The organism is Methanobrevibacter arboriphilus (assembly GCF_019669925.1).
GTDB classification, from domain to species: domain Archaea; phylum Methanobacteriota; class Methanobacteria; order Methanobacteriales; family Methanobacteriaceae; genus Methanobinarius; species Methanobinarius arboriphilus_A.
This window is the reverse complement of the sequence record NZ_AP019779.1, coordinates 945,001-962,396: the sequence shown is the minus strand read 5'-3', so window position 1 is coordinate 962,396 and position 17,396 is coordinate 945,001. Positions and strand designations below refer to the sequence as shown.

Below are 17,396 nucleotides of genomic sequence, written 5' to 3'. Positions count from 1 at the left end.
TTTTTATTAAACTATTTAATCCTTAAAAGACCTACTAGATCTTGAATTACTAGTTAGTATACTTACAATGCCTTTAGCTTTAGGTTTTGATGTTCCAGCTAATTTTGATAAATGTTCTTTTTGTTTTTGAAGTTTAATTTTATCAATATCGATTAGTGAAATAGCTCTTTTAGAACATGCTTTAATACAAGCAGGACCACCATCTCTATCTTCGCATTGATTACATTTTTGAGCTTTCTTATCTTCTACACTTACAGCTCCAAATGGACAAACCATCATACAAAGTCCACAAGCTATACACTTATCTTCTTCAACTCCTTTTCCTATAATAGCTTCTGTTGGACATATTGCTTTACAAGGAGCATCTTCACACTGTTGACATATTATTGGATAGTATGTCCCTTCAATTTCTCTAATGTTTATTCTGGAAGTTCCATAAAGTCCGCAACAAGCACTTTCACAGTCTAAACAACCATTACATAAATCTGGTTGTACTAATATTTTTTCCAACTTCAGCCCTCCAGTATATATTTATTTTATTCCTAATTCTGCACATTGATTATCAACATAATCTTGTATTCTTTCTTTTTCTTCATCTGAAAGATGTTTAAACCTTTTTTGAGCATTTAAAAATTCATTTACAGGTTTTCTATCCTGTGGTTTATATGTTAACTTGAAGTCACCATTTTCAATTTCGTATAATGCCCAAGAACCTGTTTCAACAGCTAACCTTCCAAGTTCAATAGTTTTTGAAGGACTATATCCCCAACCAGTGGTACATGGTTGATTTAAATGTATGTAAGCCGGACCATCAACTTCAGATGCTTTTTTAACCTTTCTCATAAAATCTTCAGGGTATGCAATTGAAGCTGTAGCTACATATGGTACGCCATGTGCTGCCATAATAAGAGGAACATTTTTTTTAGGTTTATCTTCTCCAAAACTATCTTTTCCATGTGGGGAAGTTGTAGTAGATGCACCATAAGGTGTAGAAGCACTTCTTTGAATTCCAGTATTCATATAAGCTTCATTATCATAACAGATATATATCATGTTATGTCCTCTCTCCATGGCTCCTGATAATGATTGCATACCTATGTCTGCAGTTCCTCCATCACCACCAAAAGCTACTACATTAACATCTGTTTTTCCTTGAGCTTTAAGTGCACTTTCAACACCAGATGCAACAGCACCAGCATTTTCAAAAGCTACATGTATCCAAGGTATTTCCCATGCAGTTTCAGGGAAAGGAGTTGTAATAACTTCTAAACAACCAGTAGCTGAAATAGCTACAGTATTCCTACCTAATGCTTTTAATGCTAACCTTACTCCTATGGTAGCTCCACAACCAGCACAACCTCTGTGTCCTGGTGCTAAAAGTTCTTCTTCAGGTAATTTCATATAATTTCTCTCCTATGTTAATTTTATATAGTCTGCTTTTATTCTTTTAAACCAATCCAAGTAACATCTTTTTCAGGGTTTTTAGTTTTTTCAACTACTTCTTCAATATAATTCGGTGTTATATCTCTTCCTCCAAGCCCTATGATGAAATCATATGCTTCAATATCAATTTTTGCTTTGATATCATTGTACAATGCTCCACCAACACCGAAAGAAATATTTTTATCAAGTACTGCAACTTTTTTAGCATTTTGCACTGCTTTTTGTATTTGTTCTTGTGGGAATGGTCTATAAACTCTTATTTTTAAAAGTCCAACTTTTTCGCCACGATCCCTCATTTCATCAACACAAACTCTTACTGTACTACAAATTGATCCCATAGCAACTATAATGATTTCAGCATCTTCACATTTGTATTCTTCAACAAGATCATATTTTCTTCCAAATATTTCTTCAAACTCTTGGTTTGTTTTTTCAATTACTTTTAAAGAGTTTTCCATGGCTTCTTCAATTTGATATCTTGCTTCCATATAATAATCTGGATCTGTTAATGTTCCAAGTGACATTGGTGCTTCTGGATTTAAAAATGCATGTTCTGGTTTATATTCTGGAAGGAATTTATCTACTTGTTCTTGGCTAGGGATTTCTACAGGTTCTACTGTATGGGTTAATATAAACCCATCTAAGCATACCATAGATGGTAATAATACTTTATTATTTTCTGATGTTTTATATGCCATAAGTATAGAGTCAAGAGCATCTTGTCCATTTTCAACATAGATTTGCATCCATCCAGAATCTCTTTGTGCTATGGAATCTTGTTGGTCATTCCAAATACTTAATGGTGCAGATATTGCTCTGTTTGCATCAGCCATCACTATTGGCATCCTCATTCCTGCAGCAGCAAACAATATTTCATGCATTAACATTAATCCTTGGGATGAAGTGGCTGTAAAGACTCTTACTCCTGCTCCACATGCTCCAACAGCAGCACTTATAGCACTATGTTCTGATTCAACTCTAATATATTCTGCATCAATATCTCCATCAGCTACAAATTGTGCAAGATATTCTGAAATTGATGTTTGTGGAGTGATAGGATAAACAGGAATAACTTTTGGTTTAGCTAATTTTACAGCTTCAGAAACTGCTCTGTTAGCTGTCATAACTTTTTTTGTCATTTATAATTCTCCTATGTTTTTTAATTTTTAAATCTTAAATTTTTCATTTGATGTTTTCCATTTAAATTAATGCTTTCTAATTAGTATGATTGATTATTTTCTTTGATTGATTATTCTCTTTCCATCTTGATCGCTTTCACTGGGCATTCTACTTCACATATCCCGCAACCTTTACAATAATCATAATCTATATCATGATCTTTATTTATACATCCTTCTGGACAGAACATAATACAGTTATCACAATCAATACACTTTTCTTTATCAAGAATAGGTTTAAATGTTCTCCAACTTCCTGTTTTATTATTTCTAGTACTTCCAGGGGTTTTTACAGCTCCTCCAACAGAATCCATTTAATCACCTTATGTTTAAAATTAAATCTTTATTATAAAATTATTTTATTATAGAATTATTTATATTATAAAATTAATTATAAAATTATTCTATTATTGAATTATTCTTTTATTATAGAGTTATATTTTGTATTAAAAGTTATACTATAACTTTAAGATTATTAGCATAACTTTAAAAATTTATTATAAATTTAAAAATATTTTAAAATATTTTAGAATATTATAAAAATATTTGAAATCTTCAAAAATTAATTTAGTCTATTAAATTTGATTATAAGCAATTTCAGCGGCCTTTGAATTTTTATCTCCAAGTTTTCCAGGAAAAGTTTCTTTTATAACTTTAATAATAGACTCAAGAGACACTTCGCCACTTTTTTTTGCAAATGATCCTAACATAATAGTATTTACAATAGGAACTCCTAGATTTTCTAAAGCAATTCCTGTTGCATCAATATTATAAATTTCTTTGTCCTTATTTTTTTCTAGGTTTTCTTCTTTATTTGTGTTTATAATTATAGAACTGTCATTTTTTATTCCAGAAAAGACATTTACAACATCTAACAATCCATCGTCAAGGACAACCACATAATCAGGATTTTGAACTTGATATCTTATTTGTATAGGTTTATCATCAATTCTTGTGAAAGCCATAACAGGAGCGCCCCGTCTTTCTACTCCAAAGAACGGAAATGCTTGTGAAAATTTCCCATCTTCGAATGCAGCCTTTGCTAATATCTCTGCTGCGGTAACGGCACCTTGTCCTCCACGGCCGTGAAAACGAATTTCAATCATTCAAATTTCCTCCATTCATCATGTATAATCATTATAAATTACAAGATATATAAACTTTTACAATGTTATAAAATTATTCATTATTATTAAAAAATAAATATTACTATTATTATCACTATTATTACTATTATTATTTATTATTAATTAAAAATATGAATTTAGAGATATAATTTAATAAATTAATTTAATAAATTAACTTAATAAAATATAAATTTTAATAAAATCAATTTAATGAATTAATTATAATTAACAATATAATAAAACAACATAATGAAACAGTTTATTTAATAAAATAATTTATCAATTATTAAATATATATTATCCATTATTAAATATATAATTATAAAAATAATCCTATATAATCATAATAATCTATAAAAGATAATTATTATAAAAAAGAATTATAAAAAATAAAAACAATTATAAAAAATTATAAGAATAATTATGAAAATAAAAGTTGAGATTTTATGACAATACTTATTGTAACTGGAAATTTAGCATATTCTTCAGTTGAAAAAGTTGCTTCAGAGTCTGATAGGGAAGTTATTGTCCATTTAGCCGATTCACAAATAGCTGCGTTTTTGACTCCAAGAATGATAATTAAAGAATTGAAAAATAACTATGAAGAAGAGTTAAATAATGGTTCTATTGATCTTATTATCACTCCAGGACTTATGAGGAAATCTACTGATGAAATATCTGAATCTTTAAACATTCCAACATTTAAAGGACCAACCGATGGGGCAGATATTGGGATGGTATTAGATCTGATTGACGACTTAAAACTTTCAACTTCTAAACCTGCAGATAAATTAATTGAAGAAGAAAAAAGAAAAAAAGCTATTAAATTAATAAATGAATTTGAATCAGATATTCAAAACAGAAAAAAGTTGCTTGAAAAGCCTAATAATATATTAGTTGGAAATTTAACGGTTGGCGAAGATTTTCCAATGAGAATTTTAGCTGAAATAGCTAATGCACCTATTTTAACTAAAGAAGAACTTATCAGAAAATGTGAGTACTTTTTGATAAATGGTGCAGACATGATTGATATTGGGATGGTAGCTGGAGAAGATTTTTCAGATAAGATCCCTGATATGATAACCACACTACGCCCTATTGTTGGAAATAAAGCTCTTAGTATTGATACATTGAATCCAAAAGAAATTTCTGTGGCTATTGAAAATGGAATTGATTTGGTTCTTAGTATTGATTTAGGAAACTATAAAGAAGTTCTGCCTCTTTTAAAAAAATATAATGTTCCTGCTGTAGCATTACCAACTAACTTTAGTGAGGAAAAAGTTCCACACACAGTTGATGAAAGAGTAAATTCTATGATAGAGTTAGCTAAAATATGTATTGATGCAGATGTTCAAATAATAGCTGATTTGATTTTAGATCCTGTTAATAGTAGTAGTATTGTTGATTCAATTTTAGCTTGTAGGAAATATCATGAAAAAATGAAAGAACCAATGTTTTTTGGAGTTGGAAATGTTAATGAACTTGTGGACACTGATTCTGTTGGCGTAAATGCTCTACTTTCTGGAATAGCTATGGAACTTGGAGCTAGTATTCTTTTCACTCCTGAAGAAAGTGGAAAAACTCTTGGAAGCGTTTATGAATTAGCTATTTCTAGTAAAATGATGTTTTTAGCTAAGCAAAGAGGATCTATTCCTAAAGATCTTGGTATTAATCTTATTTTATATAAAGATAAAAAGAAAAGAAAAGATATTTATGAAGATTACGAGAATTCTGATTTTGATGTTCCATTAGAAAAAGCAACAGAATCTGTTCGGTTTATTCTTGATCCTGCAGGAAGTTTTAAGATTAGGGTTGAGCATGCTATCGACCCTAGAAACAGTAAAATTATTGTTACTCACTTTAAAAAAACAATCCCTGACTTGACTATCGAAGGAAGATATGTGAAAGAGATTTATGATGAGTTGGTAAGACAAGGAATTGTTACAAGATTGGAACATGCTGCTTATTTAGGTTCTGAGCTTCAAAAAGCAGAAATTGCTATGATTACAGGTAAAGAATATGTTCAAGACTTTGATCTATTTAAAAGATCGCTTGATTTAAACTGATTATTATATAAATATATGTATTACTATTTATTATAATTATATATTTTGTGATTACTTTAGGAATCTCTCTTCTAAATTTTTAAATATTGGGGATTATTATGTCTTATTTTTTATTATCAGTAATTTTTTTTGCTTTATTTTAATTTTATAGTTTTATTTTAGTTTAATTTATAGAAACCCTGAATTATATTATTAATATCTGGAGTAACTTCATTTCCTAACCACTCAATAAGGACTTTTTTACCATTCACTTCAAAGAAAGCTAATCTATAATCTCCTCTTGTATCTGAATGTTGAGTCACATAGAGTATTGTGTGGTTTGCTATTGTTATGTTTTCTCTTTTGGGATTGTTATCGTTATTAGCTATTCCATAAGCGAAATAATCTATATCTCCATGATAAACTTTCTCTCCTTGGGAAGAATCATCATAAACTGTAATATAAATACTATCATCATCATACTTTCCATAAGTTTCAATACCCGAACTAGCTTTAATAGTTCCATTAGAATATTTACTAGGGATCATAGTTATTAATCCATTAATAGTAGTTTTTTCACCTTTAAGCTCAAAAGATTCATCACTAATATTATTAATATTATTGTTAGTATTAATAATATCATTAGCATTATTGGAATTATTATTAGAATTGTTTTGATTATTTAAGCTACTAAAAATAAAATAAGCACCAATTATACAGATTATTATTATAATTCCTATAATGATTATATTTTTTTTATTCATTATACCACTTTTACTTGTTGATGTTTTTGTATAAATATACAATTTTTAATATCAATTTTTAAAAATATAATTTTAATAGATATATTCTTAATGAATATATTATTGATAGATTATTTTTGATAGATATATTTATTATAAATTTAATCTAAAATATAGTTTATAATAAGATATATTAGTAATATTTTAAATAATCTTATAAAAATTATAGTGGCATATTATGGAAAATTGTACAAAATGTGGAAATCCCAAGATAATAATAAAGAGAAAACAATCAGGACAGGTTTTATGTAAAGAATGCTTTATTGAAAGTATTCAGAAAAAAGTAATAAAGACTATAAAAAAAGAAGAACTTCTTGAAAAAGGAGACAAGGTTCTTGTAGCTCTTTCAGGAGGTAAAGATAGTGTAACTCTTCTTGATATTCTTGATACTTTTAGAAAGCGTAATATAATAGATATTTGTGCTGTAACTGTTGATGAAGGGATAAGTGGATATCGCCAAGATGGTGTTGAAATAGCTATTCGTCATGCAAAAAGACTTGGAATAGAACATAAAGTAGTTTCATTCAAAGACTCTTTCAATATTACTCTTGATGAGATGATGAAAATCCCTAATCATAGAGGGTCATGTACTTATTGTGGAGTATTTCGTCGTTGGATAATAAATCGAGCTGCAAGAGATTTTTCTGCTACTAAAATTGCTACTGGTCACAACCTTGATGATGAAACTCAAGCAATATTGATGAATTATCTTGAAGGAAATGTTGACAATTTAACTAAAATAGGTCCTAAAACAGATTCAAAAAGTCCACTTTTTACTCCAAAAATAAAACCTCTTAGAGAGATTCCTGAAAAAGAAATTGGATTATATGTTTTAGCAAAGGACTTAGAAGTCCATTTTGCAGGCTGTCCTTATTCAGAAGAATCTTTTAGAGGTGAAATTGGACAAATAATTAAAAATTTGTCTAAAGATCATCCTACTATTATGTATTCTACGCTTAGAGGTTTTGATAAAATCAAAAAAGCTTTAAATAAAGAATATAAAAGTGAATTTAATTTTGAGAGTTGTGCTATTTGTGGTGAACCCTCTTCAAATGAAATATGTAGGGCATGTACTTTTTTAAATGAGTTAAAATGATCTATTAATAGATAAATTGGTAAAAAGATTAGAATAAACAATAATAAATATAATTATCAATAAAATAATAAATAATAATATAAATAATAAGTAATAATATCTGATATTATCTAATATTATAACTAAAAACACGATTAAATTAGCCAATGACCAAAAATTGGCTATATAATACTAGATTAATTAATAATAATTATTTAATCCGTATATTATTAAGTTATAAGGAGATAAAATATGAATTTTAAACTTATATTCAACAATAAAAATGAAACTAAAACTATTAAAAATGATACTTCTATAAAAGATATTTTAAATGATATGGAACTCTCATCTGAAACAGTAGTAGCTAAAAAAAATGGAGATATTGTTATTGAAGATGAAATAATTGAAGAAGGAGATGAAATTCAACTAATAAAGATTATTTATGGTGGATAGTTTGAGAATGAAATTGAAATCTATATTTTTGGTGTTTAATAATGAAAATTTATTATAAAACTCAAAAAATCAAAAAAATCTATTTTAACTTAAAAGTGAGGAGTTTTAATATTTATTCATATTATTTAAAGACAATAACTATAAATAAATAATTTACCAACCTTATACTCTAAATAAACAATTAATGATTCTATATTCAAGAAATAAGACTAAATTATCAAATATTCAAAAACGAACTTGGTGGGATTTGAACTCGATCTATAAGATTAGGATATGTTCATGGATTAAGCTATTTGAGATGTTTTTTTTATTATTATATTGAATAAAATGTGTATTTACAATCTTTGATTTAGTTGAATAGATAATTATTAAAAATAGTAATATTTATATATAATGAACTACATAATTATAGTATCTATAAATAATTAATATTGGCATGAACTTATTTTTTTTTATTGATGATTTGGAAATCTCACTCTTTTTTATTATTTTTAGGATTATAATATTGGGAAGTATATTTGTTACTTATCTTTTGATATTGAAGAGTATTTAGAGGATAAGAATCTTTTGATCCTTTTTTTATAGGAGTGATAGAGATGAATGATAATATTTGCTATTTAATTATTATTTTTTTATTTTTTGCTTTAATGCATGGGTGTCAGAACAGCTGTCTTCTTGTCATGCATTAAATCAAAAAATAGGAGAATATGAATAATTGGATTTTAATTATTTTGATAAGTTATATATTAATTCACATGCGAAAGAATTATCTAAAGTTAATAATAGTGGAGGAGATTATATAGATAATGTTTATATGTGGCACAAATCACTTATAGACGATCCTCCATACATTAGCTTAGCTATATTCTTTAATTATTGCTCACTTAACTGTGTAACATGTTGTAATCGTTTATTATTATCTGGAAGCGGTGGTTGTACTCCTTTTCATTTAAGTGATATTGATAATCATAAAGACAATATCGATAGTACTACGATCGTAGGAGGGGAACCGTTTGCTCAGGATCTAACTAATATTCATAATATTTTACAACGTACTAAAGATCTTGGTTTAAGAACTAACGCTCTCACAAATGGTTTACATCTTTGGGAGCCGGAAGTACGTAAATTGTGGCCATTAATTGATCATATTAACCTTCACGTGACAGAAGAATTTTTGGGGCTTGGTTTATATGATAGAGTTGATGAGTTGCCTTTTGATGTGGATTATAATATTATTTGGCATCCTAATAATATTCCGTTTGTTTTGGACTGTATGGGCTTATTAGATGGTGATAAGTTTTTTATTAAGAAAGATTTTATGTTCGGTGGGGAAAAATTTATTCCAACTAAAATTTAATTTCTATTTTCTTAATTTTCCTTTTTTTTTTTATTTGAAATTGTTAGTCTTAGAGTTGCGAAACTGAATATTTTAAGTAATTTTTATTATAGTTTAATTTTTTATATTATAAAATTTATATATAATTAATATGATATTTAGTATTAATTTTAGTAATACATTTGTTGAAAAAGGTATGTCAAAATTAGTTTTAAGGTGAGCAACTTTTATGAAAGTTTATTATGAATGTGGTGCTTGTTTTCTTCGTCAATCTAAAGATGCAATGGATTTAGCAACTGATGATGATGCATTAAAACTTGAATTAATGGAAGAAATATTGGATTTTTTAGCTAAAAATTTTAATGAAGATGCATCTTCTAATAAATTAGGTTCAGCTGTACATAGAATCATAAAAGAGAAAACTAATTGTGATGATCCTTACTATAAAGAAAAAATCATTGGAAATAAAATAGCTCTTGAATTCCTTCCTAAAATTCAAAAACTTTTAGAAAAAGATAACACTCTTGAAAATTATATTAAAATAGGTATTGTAGGCAATATACTAGATTTTGGAGCTTTAGGGCTTGACTTTGACCCTCAAAATTTTATACTTTCTAATTTAAAAAAGAAACTAGCTATAAATGATATTGATAAACTCAAAGAATCTATTTCTAATCATAATCGCTTACTTTATCTTGCAGATAATACTGGCGAGATTGTTTTTGATAAACTCCTTATTGAGAAATTAAGAGATTTTGGATTAGAGATTACTGTTGCTCTTAAAGAAAAACCTATTATTAATGATGCTTGTTTAGAAGATGCCTTAGATATTGGTCTTAATGAAATTGCTAATTTAACAACTATTGGTACTGATTCTGTTGGTATAATATATGAAGAAGCTTCTGAAGAATTTAGGAAAATTTTTGATTCTCATGATTTTATAATATCTAAGGGACTAGGGAACTATGAAGGTTTAACTGAAATTGACCTTGAAAATAAAGATGTTTTTTGTCTTTTATGTGTAAAATGTAGTGCCATAGCTAAAGATATTGATCTTAAAGAGAAAGATAATGTGCTTTTAAAGTTATAATCTATAAAAATTAATAAATATGATCATAATTAAGTATAATTAAGTATAATTAAGCAGAATTAAGCATAAGCATAATTAATAAGAAATTAATATAGTTAAAAAATCAATATTATGGTGTTAATTTGAAAATAGGGTTCATTGGTTTTGGAGAAGTTGCTTCAACGATCTCAAAAAAACTTTTAGATAATAATGTTGATGTTTTAAGCTCTATAAATGGTCGAAGTGATAAAACAAAGAAATTGGCTAAAAGTTCTGGAATAGATTTGGTTAATAGCTTTGAAGATGTTGCTTTATCTTCTGATATTTTGATATCTACTGTTTCTCCTTTTGAAGCTTTAGAAATATCTAAAAAATATGGGATATTAACTAATGGAATTTTTTTAGATTTAAATAATATTTCTCCTAAAACAACTTTAGAAATATTTGACTTTTTTAAGGGTATAAATGAAAAAAAATCCTCAAATTTTATAAAAGGATCTATCATTGGGAAAATATCTTCTAAAAATCAGATTATTTATCTTTCTGGGGAAAATTCTAATGATTTAATTCTTTTAAAAGATTATGGGCTTAATATTAAAGTTATAGGAAGTAATATTACAGATGCTTCATATATAAAAATGATTAGAAGTATTTATTCAAAATCACTTACAGCTGTAACTTATGAGGCTTTTAAAATTTCAGAAAGTTTAAATATGGAGGATGAGTTTTTTGAAGTTTTATCTATTACTGAAGGTAAAGATTTTGAAATTCAAGCTAGATCAAGAATTAAAAGTTTAAAAAATTCACATGAAAGAAAATATGAAGAAATGATCGAAATTTTAAAATTTTTAGAAAGTATTCAATCTTCAAATGATTTTAGAGCTAATAATATGATTAAAGCCACAAAAAACAAGTTTAAAGATATAAAATAACTTTTTATGGTTAATAAGATAGTATTATTAATAAAATTATAATTAATAACTGTTATTGTTAATATAGGGCTAATAATTGTTATTGTTAATGAAATTATCTTCATTGACTATGTATTTCATTGGTTATGTATAAAAATCCTTATTCTAAACCCTTCTTTTTTCTTTATTATTTTAGTCGATACTGGTATAAATTGTGAATCAAGTATATACCTTATATAAGTAACATCTCTACTATGTAATCTTAAATTGGTTTTTATTTTTTTATTCTCAACTCTAATTTCACAAGAAAGTTTTCCATCTTTATTAATATAAATTTGAGGATTTAATTTATTTTCTGAAGTTTCTTCCTTTAAATCATTATTTAGATTTCTTTTCAATACTTTTGTTTCAAATTTTGTAAGGTATAATCCTGCATCAATAAATAATGGAACATTATCTATTTTAATATTGGGATTACTTCTAAATTCTCTATTAGCTACACTAGCAGATTCTCCTTTTTCACATTTATCTGCAACATAAAATGATCTTTCAATTACCTTATCAACACTTTGTTCTATTGGTATAACTCCTTTTTCTTCATAACTTTTCATTAGGTTTACTACTTCTTGTCTTGTTACTCCTTCTTCAATTGAACTAATAGCTAAACGAGTAAGGACTGGGCCATAACCTGCTCTTCTAAATGTTGCCCATATAGACTCTTCATCTCTATAAACTCTTCCTTTTATTATTTCATTAATAGCATTTCCATTTAGATAAGATATATTCATTAAATTAGGTCTAGAACAAGTATTCATTCTTTTTTTTATAATATCCCAATTTCTTCTTCCAGGTATTGTTCCTTTTTTTATCTCTTTTTGAAGAATTTTTATCGTTGTTTTTGGAAGTAATTCTTTTGTTTCTTCTGGTATTTCCATATCATTCTCAATAATGGATTTTCTAATTTCTCTTCCAGATATTTTACCAATAGATTCTTTACCATTAGCTTCTTTATCATTAATTTCTAATTCTGGAATGATATGAAAATCCATGTTTCTCCCATATTTCTCTTTTAGAAATTCATTAACAGCAAACCATCTTATAACGTTACGATTGGGAAGACTTCTAGGGATTCCTACAAATATTCCTTGTTTTACAAATTTTTGTGCATATTTAACAATTTCTGGAGTTGATACATTGGCAGCATCTACATAATCCACTACTCCATCTTCTATCATCATAGCTATTCTGATTGGTACACTATATGCTAAAGTTAGTCTATGGTGAAGTCCTTCAATACCTACTACTTTATCTGCTCCTGTAGCTAATGCCATGTCTCTTCTTGCTTCAAAAGGAGTGAAAAATGGTGCATGATTTGCACTATAGCCTTTATTTAGGTATATTACTACTTCATCTCCAGTTTTTTCAGCTATTTCTTTTCCCTTTTCTATTAGCTTTACATGTCCTAAATGTACTGGGTCAAAATCTGCACTTATTCCAATCATATTTTCACAGCGTTATTTTATTCAATAAGATTTATAATGTAAATATAAAAGAATTAAATATAAAAATGAATTAAGTATACAAGTATTTATTATTAGAGCTAAAAATTAATTTTAATTTAATAAAAATTTTAATAAAGTTTTTTAATAAAATTTTTAGTAAATAAACTACAAGATATTGAAATATTAAAAAATAGAAAATAAAATAATCAGTTAGATTAATCTGATTATAAATAATAAATTTATTTTAAAGTTATTTAAGTATAGCTTTAATTATCAAGAAGTCTAATTATTCCAGTTAATACTAACCAGATACCTATTAATGCTCCTAAAACCATAGGATCTCTAGCATAAGTTCCTAAAATTATGTATATAACACCTAATATTATTCCAAGAACTCCACTCCAAAATGAAAAACCACTATCTTTATTTCCAATTAATGTTACTAGTCCTGCAATAATAAGTAATATTCCAGCTAAGTATATTGTCAGAGCAGCTAAAAATGCAAAGGTATTTGGACTAAATAATAAGATTAAACCTAAAATTAATATTAAAATACCAATAATTACTGTAGCTATGCCTCTGCTAGGACTATAATCTACTTCTGAAATTCCACTAATTAATAAAAATACACCCATTAAAAGAACGGCCACACCAATAATAGCTTGAGCACCAATTAACCCTAACATTGGAAACGCTATTATAATTAAACCTAATACTATTGCTAAAATACTAAGCATTGATTTTTTCATATTTAAACCTCCATACTACAAACCATATTTCAATATATTATCATTAATTTATATTCTATAAATATAATTTCTGTAAATATAATTTATATTTTATAAATAATATATAATAATACATAAGAATACTAATAATACTTTATGTAATTTTATTTATATATTTTTTTGTATTTTTTGTACTTTTTAATTGGTTTAATTGCATACATTTTTAATTTAATTATATAAGGGGTAGATGTTTAATTTTTGTTTTAGATTTGTTAAAATTTTTAGAATTTATTTCAGCTAGCCATTCATTTTTACATTGGCATTCATAATCATCTATAATACTTTGTTTAATATTTGAATCAATAATTGCGTGTTTAAGATCTTTATTACATTTTTTACAATTATATGGTCCTCTACGAGATCCAAAACCTGATGTATCCATAAATGAAGGAATATTTAAATTTTTTCTAGCTTCATTTATGATCTTAATTACACTCCATATCCAAGGGGGTTGGTAAGATCCTTTTCTCCAAAATCTTTCTATTATTGTTCCTTTGTGTATTGTTGCTGGACAAAAAGAAACTCTACTTACTCCAACACTTTCTGCATAGTATGATGTTTGAATAGCTTCATCTATTGCTTCTTTTTCTGATGTTAAAATTGGTTTTATGAAAATATATGCTTTAGATTTAGCTTTATAATTATTATCTTCATCATTATCTATTTTTGCTATTATATTTACAGCTTTTTCAAAGTCTTCTTTTGAAAATCCTTTGTTAATCTTTTCTTCTCTTATAAAGTCATTTTGAGATTCTAATCCAATGCTTACTTCAAATAACCTATCTCCAATAATTGAAAATATTTCCTCAATATTTTCTTTTTTTACATATTCTGGACGAGATTCAACTATAACTTCTTTTATTTCATCTATTTTTGAAATAGTTTCAAGTATTTCATATCGAACTTCTTTAGAAATTTCTTGAAGATTTAGAAAGCTTCCTGAAACAAATATCTTAATAGCTATTGGCATAGTTTTACCATCAGCTTTTATATCATCTATATGTCTATCTAATTCTTTTTTAAATAATTGAATTATCAGTTCATCATCAATTGGTTCTAATGTACAGTCTGAAATATAACTACACATAGTACATCCTCCAGAATCTCCTAATGCCCATGAACAGCCTGGAGTTGGAACTATTACAAATAAACTTTTTCCAGATCCTCTATAAAGTAAATCATCTTGATACCAACTTGTAGATAACCTTTCTGGAGGTCTTGTTTTCATTCTTTCAAGGTAATTATCTCTTATTTCTTTATTAAGTTTTTGAATTTCCATTATTTTTAACTCTTACTTTATTTATTTGTTTTATATGAGATATTGTTTTATCTGTGATTACTTATATATGATTATATATAATATTATTCTAATATTCTTTTTTATATTTATATTTATTTTTAATTTTTAAATCTTTAAGATCTATAATATTATATAAAATCTTTAAGTTATAAATTATTAATTATTAATATTATTATTTTAATATAATAACATGTTTTATAGGATTAAGATTAAAAGTAAAATTAAGAAATAAAAAATATAAATAGATTAACAAATTAGTAAGTTTTAGGTATTATAAGTTATATAGAAGATTATAATTTATATGGAAGTGAAACAATCTCTGATATACCATTAGATTATTTTAATGATAAAGAAAAAAATCAAGATTCTTTGGAAAATAATGAAAATCATAATTCTAATAATTTTGACATTAATAATAGTATTATTAATAATTTTAATTTTTATGAATTAGCTAAAAAACATGGTTTTAAAGAAAAAAATGTTAAAACAATTCTTAATAAAAGTAAAGAAAATAGGGGAGTATTTTTAGGAGATTATTCTTTAAACCCTTACTTGGGCTGTTCTTTTGATTGTAAATATTGTTATATTAATGGAAGCAAATATGCTGGTTCTACTAAGTCTTTTTATATAAAATCTAATGCTTTAAATATTCTTAAAAATCAATTAAAAAGAAAATCAAAGATAGGTGAGCGAGGGATTATTCTATTTGGATCTGCCACTGATCCTTATATTGACATTGAAAAAGAGCTATTTCTTACTAGAGATTTACTAAAAATAACTAATAGATTTAGATTTCCTATACACTTAGTAACTAAATCTGATCTGGTTTTAAGAGATATTGATTTGTTTAAAAAAATTAATGAAAATGGAATATTGCCAAAAGATATAGAAAAACTTGATTCAAAAGTAATTATAACATTTTCATTTTCAACATTGGATGAAAAAGTAGCTAAAATTTTTGAACCAAATGCTCCAAATATAAATAGAAGGTTAAAGGCTATTAAAAAATTAAAAGATGAAGAATTTTTAGTAGGAGTATCATTAATGCCTCTTCTTCCTTTTATTTCAGATTCATATGAATCTATTGATAAAATTATTTCTATTTTCAGTGATATTGAAGTTGACTATGTTTTTGGAGGATCTCTTACATTATTTGGTGAGAGGGATAATGATTCTAAAACAAAGTATTATAAAATACTTAATGAAAACTTTCCTAAATTTGTTGAACCTACTAAAAATATTTTTAAAGAAAAAGAATATCCTAATATTAGCTATCAAAATAATATTTATAAAAATCTAGAGAATGTTTGTAGAAAATATAATATTAAAAATTCAATTATTTAGAATTCTATTTAGAATCTAATGTAATAAATTGCAAAAATAGAATGAATCACAGTAAAATAAACAATAAATGTATAATAAACTATAATGATTTGATATTATAAAAAATAGGAATAATGTATAAAAAATAAAAAAGAAATAAAAAGAAGTTATTCAGCTTAAAAGCTGCTTATAACGTCTCCTAATAATTTAATAGATTCTTCTTTATCTGGTCCGATTGGGGAACCTGCTACGTATTGTGTAACACCCATTTCTCCGAGAGCTTCGATTTTTGGTATAAATTCATCAGGTGTACCACATACAGAGAAAGCTTCCATTAAATCGTCACTTACTGCACTAATAGCTCCACCAAAGTCACCTTTACCAATTAATCCTCCGAGTTTTTCGTTGATTCCTTCAGGTAATCCATGTCTTTGTAATACAGGAGGTGGGGAACCGGCAGCAATGAAAGCTACAACAATTTTTGCAGCATTTACAGCAGCAGCAGAATCAGCAGCAATAGAACAGCAAGTGTATGCAGCTACGTCAACATCAGACATAGATTTTCCACCAGCTTTAGCTCCTTCTTCAATTAAAGGTACTGCAGCTTCAAAGTCTTTAGGATTTGATGCGTTAATTAAAGCACCGTCAGAGCATTCTCCTGCGGTTTTTAACATCATCGGTCCTTGTGCACCCATATAAATAGGGATTTTATCTTGGACTGCTTTTACTCCTCCGAGTTGAGCTCCAGACTCTGTTTTTCCACCGGACATTAAAGTTTCCATCATTTCTATAGCACTTTTGATGGTACTTACTGGTTTTGTCCATTCAATTCCGAGAGCATCGAAAGTAGCTTTGTCTCCAGGTCCAATACCTAAAGTAGCTCTACCATTGGATAATTCATCTAAAGTAGCAATTGCTGCAGCTGTTACAGCAGGACTTCTTACATAAGGATTGGTTACACCAGGTCCTAATTTAATAGTCTCTGTTGCTTCAGCTAATAAAGCTAATGCTTCATATACGTTCTTGTTGTTGTAATGGTCAGT

Annotated in this window: 17 protein-coding genes (1 of these 17 running past the window's edge); 7 read left to right on the top strand and 10 right to left on the bottom strand. The window is 26.7% G+C overall.

Annotated features, from left to right (window positions below; translation table 11 throughout):
• Window positions 1-15: 15 nt before the first annotated feature.
• The 5 genes from MarbSA_RS04230 to porC form a co-directional block, all read right to left on the bottom strand.
• Window positions 16-510, bottom strand: coding sequence for a 4Fe-4S dicluster domain-containing protein (locus tag MarbSA_RS04230; protein WP_042701993.1), 495 nt, complete (start codon window positions 508-510; stop codon window positions 16-18).
• A gap of 21 nt (window positions 511-531) precedes the next feature.
• A complete protein-coding gene (porB, locus tag MarbSA_RS04225) occupies window positions 532-1,401 on the bottom strand; it encodes a pyruvate synthase subunit PorB (protein ID WP_042701990.1) in 870 nt (289 codons plus the stop codon).
• A gap of 38 nt (window positions 1,402-1,439) precedes the next feature.
• Window positions 1,440-2,582 (bottom strand): pyruvate synthase subunit PorA, encoded by a 1,143-nt coding sequence (gene porA / locus MarbSA_RS04220; protein WP_042701982.1) that lies wholly within the window; start codon window positions 2,580-2,582, stop codon window positions 1,440-1,442.
• A gap of 110 nt (window positions 2,583-2,692) precedes the next feature.
• The gene (gene porD / locus MarbSA_RS04215) at window positions 2,693-2,935 is read right to left on the bottom strand and encodes a pyruvate synthase subunit PorD (RefSeq protein ID WP_042701981.1); all 243 of its coding nucleotides are present in this window, start codon (window positions 2,933-2,935) and stop codon (window positions 2,693-2,695) included.
• Window positions 2,936-3,196: 261 nt separating this feature from the next.
• Window positions 3,197-3,727 (bottom strand): pyruvate synthase subunit PorC, encoded by a 531-nt coding sequence (gene porC, locus MarbSA_RS04210; RefSeq protein WP_042701978.1) that lies wholly within the window; start codon window positions 3,725-3,727, stop codon window positions 3,197-3,199.
• 467 nt (window positions 3,728-4,194) lie between these two features.
• Between porC and MarbSA_RS04205 the strand changes: the two genes are divergently transcribed.
• A complete protein-coding gene (locus MarbSA_RS04205) occupies window positions 4,195-5,814 on the top strand; it encodes a dihydropteroate synthase-like protein (RefSeq protein ID WP_221061922.1) in 1,620 nt (539 codons plus the stop codon).
• Window positions 5,815-5,972: 158 nt separating this feature from the next.
• On the opposite strand, the gene MarbSA_RS04200 is transcribed toward MarbSA_RS04205, so the two are convergent.
• Complete coding sequence (locus MarbSA_RS04200) at window positions 5,973-6,557, bottom strand: hypothetical protein (protein ID WP_054835695.1); 585 nt, start codon at window positions 6,555-6,557, stop codon at window positions 5,973-5,975.
• 217 nt (window positions 6,558-6,774) lie between these two features.
• Here MarbSA_RS04200 and MarbSA_RS04195 point away from each other — a divergent pair, with 217 nt between their 5' ends.
• The 5 genes from MarbSA_RS04195 (at window position 6,775) to MarbSA_RS04175 (ending at window position 11,461) form a co-directional block, all read left to right on the top strand.
• Window positions 6,775-7,692, top strand: a complete 918-nt coding sequence (locus MarbSA_RS04195; protein ID WP_042701965.1) for a TIGR00269 family protein — start codon at window positions 6,775-6,777, stop codon at window positions 7,690-7,692.
• Between the two features lie 231 nt (window positions 7,693-7,923).
• Window positions 7,924-8,124 carry a MoaD/ThiS family protein gene (locus tag MarbSA_RS04190; RefSeq protein ID WP_042701962.1) on the top strand — a complete coding sequence of 67 codons (201 nt, stop codon included), beginning with the start codon at window positions 7,924-7,926 and terminating at the stop codon, window positions 8,122-8,124.
• Between the two features lie 715 nt (window positions 8,125-8,839).
• Window positions 8,840-9,481, top strand: a complete 642-nt coding sequence (locus tag MarbSA_RS04185) for a 4Fe-4S cluster-binding domain-containing protein (protein ID WP_221061921.1) — start codon at window positions 8,840-8,842, stop codon at window positions 9,479-9,481.
• A gap of 208 nt (window positions 9,482-9,689) precedes the next feature.
• Window positions 9,690-10,550, top strand: coding sequence for a damage-control phosphatase ARMT1 family protein (locus MarbSA_RS04180; protein ID WP_221061920.1), 861 nt, complete (start codon window positions 9,690-9,692; stop codon window positions 10,548-10,550).
• A gap of 122 nt (window positions 10,551-10,672) precedes the next feature.
• The gene (locus tag MarbSA_RS04175; RefSeq protein ID WP_221061919.1) at window positions 10,673-11,461 is read left to right on the top strand and encodes an NAD(P)-binding domain-containing protein; all 789 of its coding nucleotides are present in this window, start codon (window positions 10,673-10,675) and stop codon (window positions 11,459-11,461) included.
• Between the two features lie 116 nt (window positions 11,462-11,577).
• On the opposite strand, the gene MarbSA_RS04170 is transcribed toward MarbSA_RS04175, so the two are convergent.
• The 3 genes from MarbSA_RS04170 to MarbSA_RS04160 all read right to left on the bottom strand — a co-directional run bounded on the left by MarbSA_RS04170 (window position 11,578) and on the right by MarbSA_RS04160 (window position 15,009).
• Window positions 11,578-12,942, bottom strand: a complete 1,365-nt coding sequence (locus MarbSA_RS04170) for an adenylyltransferase/cytidyltransferase family protein (protein ID WP_054835108.1) — start codon at window positions 12,940-12,942, stop codon at window positions 11,578-11,580.
• 266 nt (window positions 12,943-13,208) lie between these two features.
• The gene (locus MarbSA_RS04165; RefSeq protein WP_042701951.1) at window positions 13,209-13,691 is read right to left on the bottom strand and encodes a DUF308 domain-containing protein; all 483 of its coding nucleotides are present in this window, start codon (window positions 13,689-13,691) and stop codon (window positions 13,209-13,211) included.
• Between the two features lie 211 nt (window positions 13,692-13,902).
• Window positions 13,903-15,009 (bottom strand): archaeosine biosynthesis radical SAM protein RaSEA, encoded by a 1,107-nt coding sequence (locus MarbSA_RS04160; protein WP_221061918.1) that lies wholly within the window; start codon window positions 15,007-15,009, stop codon window positions 13,903-13,905.
• A gap of 390 nt (window positions 15,010-15,399) precedes the next feature.
• On the opposite strand from MarbSA_RS04160, the gene MarbSA_RS04155 reads away from it, so the two are divergent.
• A complete protein-coding gene (locus MarbSA_RS04155; protein WP_244987889.1) occupies window positions 15,400-16,374 on the top strand; it encodes an SPL family radical SAM protein in 975 nt (324 codons plus the stop codon).
• A gap of 155 nt (window positions 16,375-16,529) precedes the next feature.
• On the opposite strand, the gene mer is transcribed toward MarbSA_RS04155, so the two are convergent.
• On the bottom strand, window positions 16,530-17,396 hold the 3' portion of the coding sequence (gene mer / locus MarbSA_RS04150) for a 5,10-methylenetetrahydromethanopterin reductase (RefSeq protein ID WP_221061917.1). It continues 99 nt past the right edge of the window; the window shows 867 of its 966 coding nt (coding positions 100-966); its start codon lies off the right edge, out of view — the gene reads right to left on this strand; it ends in the stop codon at window positions 16,530-16,532.